The organism is Pseudomonas sp. 1152_12, from assembly GCF_052850675.1.
The window spans coordinates 251,035-263,461 of record NZ_VXCW01000009.1 but is presented as its reverse complement, the minus strand read 5'-3'; the positions used below and the strand labels follow the sequence as shown (position 1 = coordinate 263,461).

Annotated in this window: 7 protein-coding genes; 4 read left to right on the top strand and 3 right to left on the bottom strand. The window is 59.7% G+C overall.

Annotated elements, in window-relative coordinates:
* Window positions 1–69 precede the first annotated feature (69 nt).
* From pstS to pstB, 4 genes are read left to right on the top strand one after another with little or no spacing between them, the layout of a single operon-like run.
* Entirely contained in the window at window positions 70–1,086 is a 1,017-nt protein-coding gene (gene pstS / locus FW764_RS18895; protein WP_446435164.1) for a phosphate ABC transporter substrate-binding protein PstS, read from the top strand.
* 54 nt (window positions 1,087–1,140) lie between these two features.
* Window positions 1,141–2,136 (top strand): phosphate ABC transporter permease subunit PstC, encoded by a 996-nt coding sequence (gene pstC / locus FW764_RS18890; protein WP_446435163.1) that lies wholly within the window; start codon window positions 1,141–1,143, stop codon window positions 2,134–2,136.
* On the top strand, window positions 2,133–3,005 hold the full coding sequence (pstA, locus tag FW764_RS18885) for a phosphate ABC transporter permease PstA (RefSeq protein WP_446435162.1): 873 nt from the start codon (window positions 2,133–2,135) through the stop codon (window positions 3,003–3,005). The genes pstC and pstA overlap by 4 nt, the downstream gene beginning before the upstream one ends.
* A complete protein-coding gene (pstB, locus tag FW764_RS18880; protein WP_446435161.1) occupies window positions 3,005–3,784 on the top strand; it encodes a phosphate ABC transporter ATP-binding protein PstB in 780 nt (259 codons plus the stop codon). Before pstA ends, pstB begins: the two co-directional genes overlap by 1 nt.
* Window positions 3,785–3,842: 58 nt before the next feature.
* Here pstB and FW764_RS18875 read toward each other — a convergent pair whose 3' ends face one another.
* From FW764_RS18875 to FW764_RS18865, 3 genes are all read right to left on the bottom strand, one after another.
* A complete protein-coding gene (locus FW764_RS18875) occupies window positions 3,843–9,782 on the bottom strand; it encodes a S8 family serine peptidase (protein ID WP_446435160.1) in 5,940 nt (1,979 codons plus the stop codon).
* A gap of 515 nt (window positions 9,783–10,297) precedes the next feature.
* The gene (locus tag FW764_RS18870; protein WP_446435159.1) at window positions 10,298–10,909 is read right to left on the bottom strand and encodes a hypothetical protein; all 612 of its coding nucleotides are present in this window, start codon (window positions 10,907–10,909) and stop codon (window positions 10,298–10,300) included.
* Between the two features lie 36 nt (window positions 10,910–10,945).
* Window positions 10,946–12,361 carry an HlyD family type I secretion periplasmic adaptor subunit gene (locus FW764_RS18865; protein WP_446435158.1) on the bottom strand — a complete coding sequence of 472 codons (1,416 nt, stop codon included), beginning with the start codon at window positions 12,359–12,361 and terminating at the stop codon, window positions 10,946–10,948.
* Window positions 12,362–12,427 lie beyond the last annotated feature (66 nt).

Here is a 12,427-nt window from a genome sequence, read left to right as displayed (position 1 = left end):
AGGAATTAAATCGTCACGTCCCGGACAGGTGGACCTACCCACTTACCCTTCCCCTGAGGTGTTGTCGTGATGTTGCCGACTAAAAAAAGACTGTCTGTTTTGCTCGCTACCCTGTGCTTGAGCGGCGTGGCGCACGCCACTGACGTGACCGGCGCGGGCTCCAGCTTCGTCTACCCGGTGCTGTCCAAGTGGTCGCAGGACTACAGCAAGAATTCCAGCAATCGCATCAACTACCAGTCGATCGGTTCCGGCGGCGGTATCGCCCAGATCAAGGCGGCCACCGTTGACTTCGGCGCCTCCGACGCCCCGCTGTCGGCCGATGACCTCAAAGCCGGCGGCCTGGGCCAATTCCCCAGCGTGATTGGCGGCATCGTGCCGGTGATGAACGTTGAAGGTATTGCGCCAGGCCAGCTGAAACTCGATGGCGACGTGCTCGCGAAGATTTTCCTCGGTGACATCAAGGCCTGGAACGACCCGGCCATCGCCGCCCTTAACCCTGGCTTGAACCTGCCGGTGGCGAACATCACCGTGGTGCATCGCTCCGACGGTTCGGGCACCTCGTACAACTTCACCAACTACCTGGCCAAAGTCAGTGACAGCTGGAAAACCAAGATCGGTTTCGGCACCACCGTGCCGTGGCCGGTCGGCGTTGGTGGCAAAGGCAACGAAGGCGTTTCGGCCTACGTGAAGCAGATCAAGAACTCCATCGGTTTTGTGGAGTACGCCTACGCCCTGCAGAACAAGATGACCTACACCCAGTTGAAGAACGCGTCGGGGAAATTCGTCAAACCTGACGCCAAGGCGTTCCAGGCGGCTGCGGATACTGCCGACTGGGCCAACGCCAAGGACTTCAACCTGATCATGACCAACGCGCCAGGCGAAGGCGCATGGCCGATCACGGCGACCACCTGGATCATCATGTACAAGCAGCCCAAGAATGCCGAGCAAAGCCAGGCGGCGTTCAGCTTCTTCAAATGGTCACTGGAAAAAGGCCAGCAACAGGCCGCGGCGTTGGACTACGTAGCACTGCCGAACTCCTTGGTGTCGCGCATCGAAGCTTACTGGAAGTCTGACTTCGCCAACTGATTCGCCCTACAACCGCCTTCCTCTGCGCTGAGGGAGGCGGTGAGCACATTTGATATGAATGACACCGTCCATCCACTGGTTATGACGACTCACGCAGGCGAGACACCGGGCGACCGGCGTGCCACCCGCGATCAACGCCACGATCTGTGGTTCAAACGCTCGATGTTCGGCGCAGCCATGCTGGTATTGGTGCTGCTGGGGGCCATTGCGGCCTCGACCCTTTGGGGCGGTGGCTTGGCGTTCAAAACCTTTGGTTTGAGCTTTATCACCAGCACCGAGTGGGATGCGGTAAACAACCACTTTGGCGCCGTGGTGCCGATTTACGGCACCTTGGTCACCTCATTTCTGGCACTGCTGATTGCGGTGCCGGTGAGTTTTGGCATTGCGATTTTTCTCACCGAAGTCGCGCCGCCATGGCTGAAGATGCCGGTTGCGTCGGCGATTGAATTACTCGCCGGGATTCCCTCGATCATCTATGGCATGTGGGGCCTGTTCGTGTTCGGGCCGTTCATGGCCGAACACCTGTCGCCCTATATCAATGACTACCTGGGCGCCCTGCCCTTTGTTGGCTCGCTGTTCCAGGGGCCGCCGCTGGGAATTGGCATGCTCACCGCCGGCATCGTGCTGGCGGTGATGATCATGCCGTTTATCACCTCGGTGATGCACGAGGTGTTTCGCAGTGTGCCGACGCCATTGAAAGAATCGGCCTACGCCTTGGGCAGCACCACCTGGGAAGTGGTGTGGGACATCGTCTTGCCCTACACCCGCTCGGCGGTAGTCGGCGGTATTTTTCTCGGTTTGGGCCGCGCCCTTGGCGAGACCATGGCCGTGACCTTCGTATTGGGTAACGCCCAGCAATTTTCCGCCTCACTGTTGATGCCCAGCAGCTCCATTGCGTCGGTCATCGCCAACGAGTTCAGCGAGGCCTACACCGACCTGCATCGCTCCGCGCTGATCGCCTTGGGCTTCTTGCTGTTTATCGTGACCTTTGTGGTGCTGGCACTGGCACGCCTGCTGCTGATGCGCCTGTCGCGTAAGGAAGGCCTATGAGCGCCAATGACCGCCTGTACCGCAAACGCGCGCTTAAAAACGGCGTGGCCATGCTCCTCAGTTGTGGGGCTACGGCCTTCGGTCTGCTGTGGCTGGCGTGGATCCTGCTGACGACCCTTATCAATGGCTTCCAGGCCCTCAACCTGCGCCTGTTTACCCAGATGACCCCGCCGCCCGGCACTGAAGGCGGGCTGGCCAATGCGTTTTATGGCAGCGCGCTAATGTCTGCCATCGCGTTGTTGATCGGCACGCCCATCGGGCTGATGGCGGGCATCTGGCTGGCGGAGTTCGCCCGCCACTCGCGCCTGGGCACCACGGTGCGGTTTATCAACGACATCCTGCTGTCGGCGCCGTCGATTGTGCTGGGGTTATTCATCTACACCAGCGTGATCCTGCCGCTGAACCTGCTCACGAACCATCAGGTCGGGTTTTCCGCCATCGCCGGTGCCTTGGCCCTGGCTTTGCTGGTGATTCCGGTGGTAGTGCGCACCACCGATGAAATGCTCCAACTGCAACCCTCAACGATGCGCGAGGCTGCGCTGGCGCTGGGTGTGCCGCAATGGAAGTTGACGCTGCAAATCGTGCTGAGAGCGGCCAAGGCTGGTGTGGTCACCGGCATCCTGCTGGCCCTGGCGCGGATTACCGGGGAAACCGCGCCCCTGCTGTTCACCGCCTTCGGCAACCAGTTCTGGAGCAGCAACCTGCTCAAGCCGATTGCCAGCGTGCCGGTGGTTATTTTCCAGTACGCCATGAGCCCGTTCGATGACTGGCATGCGCTCGCGTGGGCCGGAGCCTTGGTCCTGACGCTGTTCGTGCTGGTGCTCAGCCTGGCATCTCGCCTGATCCTTTTACGCAATAGGTCTCACTGATGGACGCCACCGATATTGCTCACGGAAAAACCAAAATCCAGGTGCGTGGATTGGAGTTCTTCTACAACAACCAACGCTCACTGAAATCCATCGACATCGATATCCCGGAAAAGCGCATCACCGCCATCATCGGCCCCTCAGGCTGCGGTAAGTCTACGTTGCTGCGCGTGTTCAACCGCATCTACGCGATGTACCCGAAGCAGGAGGCGCGCGGCGAAGTGCTGCTCAATGGCGAAAACATCCTCTCCCCCGGCTACTCGATGAATCGCCTGCGCAGCCACGTCGGGATGGTGTTCCAGAAGCCTGTGCCGTTTCCGATGTCGATCTTCGACAACATCGCCTACGCGGTGCGCCACCATGAAAAACTCTCGCGCCGTGAAATGAATGACCGCGTCGAGCAAGCCCTGCGCGGCGGCGCGCTGTGGGATGAGGTCAAAGACAAACTCAACCAGAGCGCACAAAGCCTCTCCGGTGGTCAGCAACAACGACTGTGCATCGCGCGCACCATTGCGCTACGTCCGCAGGTGTTGCTGCTGGACGAACCGACCTCCGCGCTCGACCCCATTTCCACCGGGCGTATCGAACAGTTGATTACGGAGTTGAAGGCGCAGTACACGGTGATCATCGTGACCCACAACATGCAGCAAGCCGCGCGGGTGTCGGACAACACCGCGTTCATGTTCATGGGGGAATTGATTGAGTATGGCAATACGGACGAGATTTTCACCAAGCCGAAGGTGAAGCAGACCGAGGACTACATTACCGGGCGGTTTGGTTAGTGCAGCCACAGGCCCGCGATGAGTATCGCGGGCCCTTTTGCGGGTTAACGAGTGGGAATTATCGCCAGTTGGCCGCCAGCACTGGCTGCAAGGCCTGTTGCTCGGCGGCACCGAAGGTCATGGTCGCAGGTGCCGCAGGGGCAAATGCGGCCATGGCCTGGACCAGATGGTCCACATCACTGTCCATCAACCGCTGACGATCACCGGCCATGATGTCCCGTGGACGCTCAGGCGTGTCGGCGTACCAGTTACGCAGCGTGACCTCCTGTTGGCTGCCGACCACCGAGATCTGCAAGTCCTGCCCTTTGTGCTGGAACCACAGATGATCGGGTTTAATGTCCTGGCCGAACACCAATTCCCCTCGGGAGCCACTGAACTCGATGTCGTTGACGCCGTGCCCGACTTCAACCGTCGGCATGCTGCCACTGACCACGACCTTGTTGTTGCCATCGCCCAGTTTCACCTGCGTGAAAGCGCCGGAATCGGTAAGGGTGTTGTTACCGTGGCCAACCGTCAGCTTGTCGATGTCACCGGTCACGACGTTATTGCCGTTGCCCAGGCTGATATTGCCTCGACGACCCGCCACATTGATCGTGTTGTCACCGTTGCCGGCGACCACTTTGACATTGAACGCCTCAATATTGACGGTCTTGCTCTCGTCGCCCAGGATCACATCGTCTGAAAAGAAGCCTTTGATGTTGATGACGTTGGGATCACTCGCCGCAGGCACCGGATCGACTGTCGAAGGCGTGCGCCCAAGAATTCGGTCACGGATGGAATCGAAGGAGGTGTCCACCACGCTCGGTTGGCGCGGCGTAAGATCCAGGTCGCGATGCGAGATATCGACCATCGGAATGTCTGGAATGACAATCGGCCGCGGCTGACGCACATCAATCGGCGTGCGCCCGACCACGCCAATGTCCGGCAGCTTTGTCGGTTCCAGCGAACCCACGCCACGTTCGGCCAGCAGTTGCTCGAGCGTTTTATGCTCAGGCACTGTCACGCCACGGTTGGCATCGCGCTCGGCAAGAATCTGCTCAATGGTTTTATGTTCCGGCACTTTCGGGTTCAGATCGATACCGCGCTCGGCCAGCAGCTCTTCGAGCGTCTTGGTCGGCGGCAACGTGAGGTCCGGAATCGTCACCGACGGCTTGAGCACCGGGTCCGGCACGACGATAGGCGGGTGCAAATCAGTCGGCGGCAACGTGACAGGTGTCACCGGCCCCACCGGCGTGACCACCGCTGGCGCGTGATCGGCAAACAGGAAATCTGTCGCCGTGACCTGCGCCACATCAAGCGCATCCAGATACAGCAGCTTGGTGTTGGAACCGTTGTGCGTGACGTACACCCCGTGAATCTGGGTCAGGTTGTTTAACGTGGCGCGGTTCTTGTGTTCGATGGTCAGCTGGCTGAAGTCGGTGACGCCGGTCTGGCGCAAGTCGATCTTATCAATGCCATGGCGGAAGCCGCGCAACGCATTGTTGTAATCGGTAACGCCGGTTTGCGCCGCCACCACAAACACATCCGAGGTCGCGCTGTCGTGGCTATAGACCGTGCCACTCAACGAGGCCACGTTTTTGCCTTGGGCGTCGCCTGTGTACATCACACCTTGGCCGCCACCCTTGAGCACCACGGTGCCCAAGCCCTCTTGCGGCTTGATCGCCGAGGCGTCGCTGTTGATGTAGGCGGTGGGCGCCACAAAGCTGTCCTGGAACAGGAAGTTGGCGGCCGTGATACCGGCGACAACCTGGTTCTTCAGGACAATGCTCTGGCCGTTGCCCAGGTCAACGTTGACGTCCGCGCCCTGCTGGGTCAGCAGCAGGTCGGCAAATTGCTTGCCGGCAAACCCCACCAAGTCGACGATTTCGCCACGGGCAGCCTCGAAGTTGTTAAGCGTGTCATTGCCCGCCTCACGGCGATGAACCACAAAGAAATCCTTGCCCGCGCCGCCGGTCAGGGTGTTATTGCCGCGCCCGCCATCCAGCAAGGCATCGGCATTACCCGCGACCAAGGTGTCATTCCCGTCGCCGGTAACAATGTTGTGAAGGCTCGCCGGTTTTTTCACCGTCAACGCCGCACCGCCAATACTGGCAACACCGGTTAACAGATTGACCGAGGTATCCCCCGAAACGGCCGCCGCGTTGAGCGTGTTACGCCCGCCGGCCAGCCCGTTGACCGCGTCGTCCAACACCGCGCGATTGGCATTGCCGAGCACGGATTTGACGTATTCGTCGGTGTAGAAATAGGTGTCGTCGGCACTCGCCTTGCTGCCATACAAACGCAGCGACCAGCTGTTGAGCGTCACTGGCAAACCGGACGCAGCATCCGTCACCTGCAATGTCCAGTTACCCGCCGAGTGTTCACCGAAGTCATGGGTCGACATGAAGGTGTATTTGAACGCACCGGCCTGCGTGCTGCCGACGTCCGCTGCACTGGCGCCCGGCATGCCGTCCGGGACTTTGCCCTGACGGTTGAGCAATACGCTTTGGGTGCCATCGGGAGAGATCAGCTTGAGGGTCAGATCGCCCAGGCGGCCGACCTGCGCATCGAAGTCGATTTCCACATGTTCAACGTTCAAACCGGCATTCATCGCGATGGATGAGGTCAGTGTCGCGCCCGCCGCCAAAGGTTGGCCGAGTGCGCCGCTGGACGCGCTGTAGACATACTCATTGGCGCCCGTGCTCTGGGTCATCCAGGCCTCGGACAAGCGCACAGCAGCCCGCGCATCGACTTCACCAAAGCCGTAGTCGTTGCTGGTATGCATGCCGCCGCCGTTCCAGCCGTGTGCGCCGTTATCGGCCCATTGGGTTGCGGGGTCGTTGATCTTGCGGGCCGACAACGCGAGGATCTGCTGCACGTCGCGATACCCAAGGTTCGGGTTAGCTTCGAGCATCAGTGCGACGATGCCGGAGACGATCGGCGCAGCAAAGCTGGTGCCTTGCATGCTGGTGTAATCGTTACCGAACGTGGAACCGCGTTCGGTTTCCAACATGTGGCTGGTGGACACCACATTGCTGCCCGGTGCCGAGACCAACAGGCTGGCGCCCGGGTTGGAGAACGGCGACGAGCCAATCTGCAGGGTCGACAAATCGCCCTGGGCATTGATTGCGCCGACCTCCACCGAGAAGCGATTGTTGTTGGTCAGCGAACCTTGGGCATTGCCGCCGGTGGCCCGGCTGTTACCGCCCGCCGCCACGATGATGGTGCCCAGGCCGCCGCGACCGTTACTGGCGGCGTACTGCGCATTCATGCTCAAGGCTGCGGCAGTATCCAGCGCACCGTTCTGGAGGCTGCTGAGGGCGAAGTCCGTGGTGAACCCCCAGCTGTTGTTGGCAATGTCGAAACTGACCATGTGCCCCAGCCCGGCCAGGTCATCGCCTTTGCCCGCCAGGTAGTAGCCGCCGAGCTTTGCATCGTAAGCGACGCCGACACCGCCGATGCCGTTCTTCGCACCGACCATCACGCCCGCCACCATCGTGGCGTGGTTGGACACCAGGCCCGGTAAAGTGCCATTGGCGGTTTGCGTCTGCAGCCAGGCCTGGTCGATATTCGGCGCCAGGTCCGGATGCGCGACATCAAAGATCTCAGGCGCGGTGGCGAACTGGCCACCGGGCTCGAACTGACCAATGCGCACGCCTTTACCGGTGTAGTCCTTCCACACTGGCAACACGTGGGTGTCACTCAAATACCATTCCTGGGCGGCCAAAGGATCAAGTGGCACTTCTGGCGTGAGCAAGGTCACACCAGCCCGCATCGGTGCAGTCTGGCCGCTGCCCAGGTCGACGACCGATGCCGACAGGTTACCCGCTGCATCCGCCACGCCGTACTTGAAGCTGATCAGGCCGTCGTAATGCTTGTCCGGGGTAAACAGCACATCGCCTTGAGCGGTAAGGCTGACCGTACCGCCGACGGCATCACCGACATTGGCAATGTGCAGCGCGCCCTGGCTGTTGAGGCGCTGATCATTGGCCAGCAATGCCTCGGCGCTGATCAGGTGGGCCTGGGTGCGATCAAACGCCTTGCCGGCCTTGTCCACCGTCAGCACATCCGCTACCGGCATTGCGTTCGGGGTCAGCAGGTCAACGGCGGAGATGTCCGAGAAGTTGAGTTTCTGGATATTGCTCAGCGTCACCGTACCGTCGCGTCCGGCCACCTTGTCGGCCACTTCATAGCCGGCGGTGGTGCGGGTGATGCGGTAGTCGCCATGGTTACCGTGCAGGGTCACCAGGTTGATCCCGCCGTCGCCGTCGATGGTCGCGTTACCGTGACCGACCTCGATGACGTCATTGCCGGCGCCGCCGTAGATCTTATCGGCGCCGCCACCGGCATGGATGATGCTGCCGGCTTCGGAGGCGTAAATGGTGTCGCCTTGCGGCCCGGCATAGATCACCGCTTTGCCGCTGCCGCCGATGATGGTGTTGTGGCCGGTGCCGCCGACCAGGACGTCGTTGCCGCCGCCGCCCACCAGCGTCGAGTAGCCTGAACCGCCCTTGATAAAGGCGCTGCCCATGCCGCCGCTGATGATCGTGTCGTTGCCGCCACCGCCTTCGGCGATGGTCAGGCCAGCCTGGGCCATGTTCAGCACCACGCCCTTGTCACCGACGATGATCGCGGTGTCATGGCCGCCATTGCCGTGAATATTGGCCGGATTGTCCGAGGCGCTGATGACAAACACGTCATCGCCCACACCGCCGTTGTAGGTGTTGCTGCCCGCGCCGCCCACCAGCCAACCGCCGCCCGGGGCCGCGATCAAGGTGTCGTCGCCGCTGCCGCCGTACAGGTTGTTGACGCCCAATGTGGCCGCATCCAGGGTTTCGCCCGTGGTGCTATGGCTGGCATAGGCGCTGGTGGTGACGCTGTTGGCGCCGCTGGTGGTGGAGGTCACGCGGGTGCCTGCGCCCTGGCTGGTCAGCGTATTGCTGACCGGGTCGCCGAGGAAGTCTACTGCCAGCGCTTCCTGAGTTTTGCCATTGATGGTGAATGAGCCGGTCGCCAACACGCGGTTGCCGTCGCGCATGTCGGCTTGGGTGGAAGCCGCCGCGCGCACGTTGATTTGGGTAATACCCAGCTCGGCCAGGGTCTTCAATTCCCCGGCATCGACTTTGGCGTCATGGGTGCCGTCGACCCAGACGCGCAATTGGCTCCAGATCGGATCGTTCTGGTCGATCACACCGTCTTTATTCGCATCCTCACTGGCCAGCGCCGCGAAACCGTCCTTGAACCTGGTCTCGCCCGCGGCACCGTTAACGCCGACTTTGCCGCCGTAATACTCGGAGAACATTTGGCTGACGTCTTTGACCTGGCCACTGCCATCGTCAATCACCAGCATCCCGGTGGTGCGATCCGCCCAACCGCTGCGCTTGACCGTGCCGCTGTGGTCGGTGTCAAACAACACGCCGTCGCGGATGTCAGTCATGTGCACGCCATTACCGGTCAGGTCCAGCAACAACGGGTCGACGTAGGTGTTGAATGTCGACATCGCCGACAGGCCGTTCAGGGTCACGGCACTGCGCAGGCTGAAGTCCGGTTTGGTCGCGTCCGGTGCAGGATAGAACTGCGACAGGTAGGTGTTGGGACGCGCGTTGGGGTCCAGTTGCATTTCACCGGGGCGAATGCCGCCCGAGGCCAGGCTGGCCATTTGAGTGGAGGTGAAATCGGTTTTGTTCAGAATGCCGCCAACGGCGAAGATATTATGCGTTGCCGAGTTTTGAATGTAGCCGTTGGCAACGTCTTGCTGGGCTTTGCTTTCGCCCTGGATGTGTTGTTGGGGTTGGGGCGAGGGGTTGATGTCGATATTGATCAGATCTTGACGGGGAGCAACGGGCGCCGCGTCGTCCTTGGCATAAAGCCTGTAGCGATTGTCCGCTATGTAGGTATTCAACTCACGCCACAACTTCCACGACGGGCTAATATCAAGCACCGATTCCCGGTTTAATACTCGCTCCATCCCCGCCATATTAGCAATCATGGAGCTGATGACGTTTTGCATGAACTCCATGCTGGTTTCGTGGGGGATTTGTATAAAGTCACGGCCCATACCTGCGGGAGGCGGAAGTATATCAGCCAAGGCCCCCGGCCATTGCCAGGCTTCCAAGTGTAATCCGGACCTCATACCATCCGACTCTAAATCACCGATAATATTAGCCGTCGAAATACCTCTTGCATCTAATACAGTCTTTATTGTCTCCCGCGCTAGATTATCCGAAGCTATTTGAAACGCCGCATCATCTAGAGGACGGCCTGTTTTTGCCACGGAATACTGGATCGACCCACGGACGAGGTCATTAAGAAAGTTACCTTTATCATTTGAATTAATAGCCTTAGCTGTCGCCAGCCAATTAGTCACAGCCTGTAAATCAGCAGCACTCGCCGAGTCCCCAGCTTTCGCGGTTTCAGCCGCGAGAATGCCATGCATATAGTCATAGGCGGCTGGAAAGTCTTCTTTATCCGACAGCCGTTGAAGCTCATTTACTTGATCATCGCTAAACACTAACAACGCCACGGGTCATCTCCTTATTCGACTACTATCTTACGCAAGACATCAAGGGCAAAACGATCCATTGCCTTGACGTCCGTAAGTTCCTTGGGGTATTGATAAAAAACTAAAAGATCCGGCGCGTACAGTCTGCTCGCTCTAATGGTCGCCAAGAAGTCAGAAGCGATAACGGAGACACCATCTTCTCCGACAAACTTTCTTTCCTTATAATCATTCATATCATAGAGTTCAATTCCATCACTGACGGACATCGGCGCCTTCCCAACCAAATGCCTACTTGCATCATAATCACCTACTGAAATACGGTACATGGCAAAATAAATTTGAATGCCTTTTTCAAGTCGCGGAAAAACCACTGCCGCGCTCGGATAATCAACATAAAATTTAATACCCTCCCCACCCCCATAAAAGACAAACCTGCATTCCTGCGCGGAGAGTTTGAATTTAAAGTGTACGTTTGGTCGTTTTTCGTTGAGAAACTCGCAACCCGGAGAACCGGTCCCGTTCACAGAGGAATAAAGCCGCATATAGGGGTTGTCTTGCGGCTTCGACATCAAGAAAAACACCAGCCACGACAACAGCATTAAAACAACCAGCCCACACCCATACTTCAAATACTTAACAAACATCAACTTCCTCACTGGCCAATTCAACGTGGGTAACCCTCAACGCTCATGCAAACTTTCATCCATATGCTGTTGCAACGGGCTCAAGAAGTATTCGATCACACGGCGCTGGTCCGTCTTCACTTCCGCCGTTACCGACATCCCCGGTGACAGCGCCACGCGTTGGCCGTTGACCATCAGGTGGTCGGTTTTCAAACGGATACGGCTGCTGTAGATCAGCCCGCGTTTTTCGTCCTCAATAGCGTCGTTGGAGACGCTGACGACCTCGCCAACAACGGTGCCGTATTTGGTGAAGGTGAAGGTTTCGACCTTGACCGTGACCGGCTGGCCGGCGCGCACGAAGCCGACGTCTTTGTTTTCCAGCATGGCTTCGACTTCCACCGGCTGGTCGGCCGGCACGATGACCATCAGCGGCTGGGCTGGGGTGACCACACCGCCGACCGTGTGGATCGCCAGTTGCTGCACCGTTCCATCTACCGGCGCGGTGAGGCTGGTGAGGGTCTCCTGATAGCGAGCCTTGGCCAGCTCCTCGACCAGGCCTGCAGCTTTCTGATTGGATTGCTGTTGCAGGTCGAGCATCGCGCGGCGGTTTTGTGCGACCACGCCTTCGCGCCGGCGTCGCGCTTCACCTTGCGCCGCGGTGGACTGCAAAACACTGGCTTGCTGCACGCTCAACTGGCGTTGCAGGTCGAGGCGAGCCTGTTCTTTTTCCAGGTACTCATGGCGGGCGACGTACTGTTGCGCGAGCAGGCGTTGATAGTCCTCGGCCAGTTGCGTGGCAATCGGCACGGTTTGCCGAAGGCTGGCAACCTGGGCCTGGGCCGACTGGATTTCGGCGTTGCGCTGCTGGATCTCCGCGTCGACCAGCTCCAGGCTGCTGCGGTATTCCTGATACTGCCCTTGAAGCCAGCGCTGGGCGCTGAGCACCTGTTGCGGGTCGGCATCGGTAATTGCGCCGAGCAGTGATGGCGGTGGCTTCTGGTGGTTGATTGCCTCCAGCATCGCGGCGCTGCGGGCGCTGTCGATGCGGGCGGCGAGCAGATCGCTGCGGATGCGGCGCACGTCGGCATCGGCGGCTGTCGGGTCGAGTTCGACCAGCAGCTCGCCGACTTTCACCGCCTGACCATCGCTGACATGAATGGCCCTGACCACCGCCGTCTCACTGGGTTGAATCAGCTTGGTCTTGCCGCTCGGCACGACCTTGCCGGACGCCACCGCTACCACCTCGATCTTGCCCAGGCACGCCCACAGTAACGCCAGCGCGGCGAAGCCCAGAATGCTCCACATGAATATCCTCGGCGCCGGGTGCACAGGCGTGTCCTGCAACTCCAGCGCCGCGGGTAGAAACTGTGATTCGTGGGGCAGGCGCGGCACGCTGTCCATGTGTTTGCGCTGGCGCCAGGACTCGCGCCAGGCGTGACGGTAGCGCTGCATTAACGAGGGCGTTGCGCTCATGGGGCATCCATCCTTGAATCCGAAGTACGGTAAGTGTCGGCGACCCGAAATCAGGGCGCGCCGAGG

Coding starts and splice junctions, on each gene's coding strand:
- pstA (WP_446435162.1), top strand. CDS start 2,133: ATGAGCGCCAATGACCGCCTGTACCGCAAACGCGCGCTTAAAAACGGC.
- FW764_RS18870 (WP_446435159.1), bottom strand. CDS start 10,909: ATGTTTGTTAAGTATTTGAAGTATGGGTGTGGGCTGGTTGTTTTAATG.
- pstB (WP_446435161.1), top strand. CDS start 3,005: ATGGACGCCACCGATATTGCTCACGGAAAAACCAAAATCCAGGTGCGT.
- pstS (WP_446435164.1), top strand. CDS start 70: ATGTTGCCGACTAAAAAAAGACTGTCTGTTTTGCTCGCTACCCTGTGC.
- FW764_RS18875 (WP_446435160.1), bottom strand. CDS start 9,782: ATGGAGTTCATGCAAAACGTCATCAGCTCCATGATTGCTAATATGGCG.
- FW764_RS18865 (WP_446435158.1), bottom strand. CDS start 12,361: ATGAGCGCAACGCCCTCGTTAATGCAGCGCTACCGTCACGCCTGGCGC.
- pstC (WP_446435163.1), top strand. CDS start 1,141: ATGAATGACACCGTCCATCCACTGGTTATGACGACTCACGCAGGCGAG.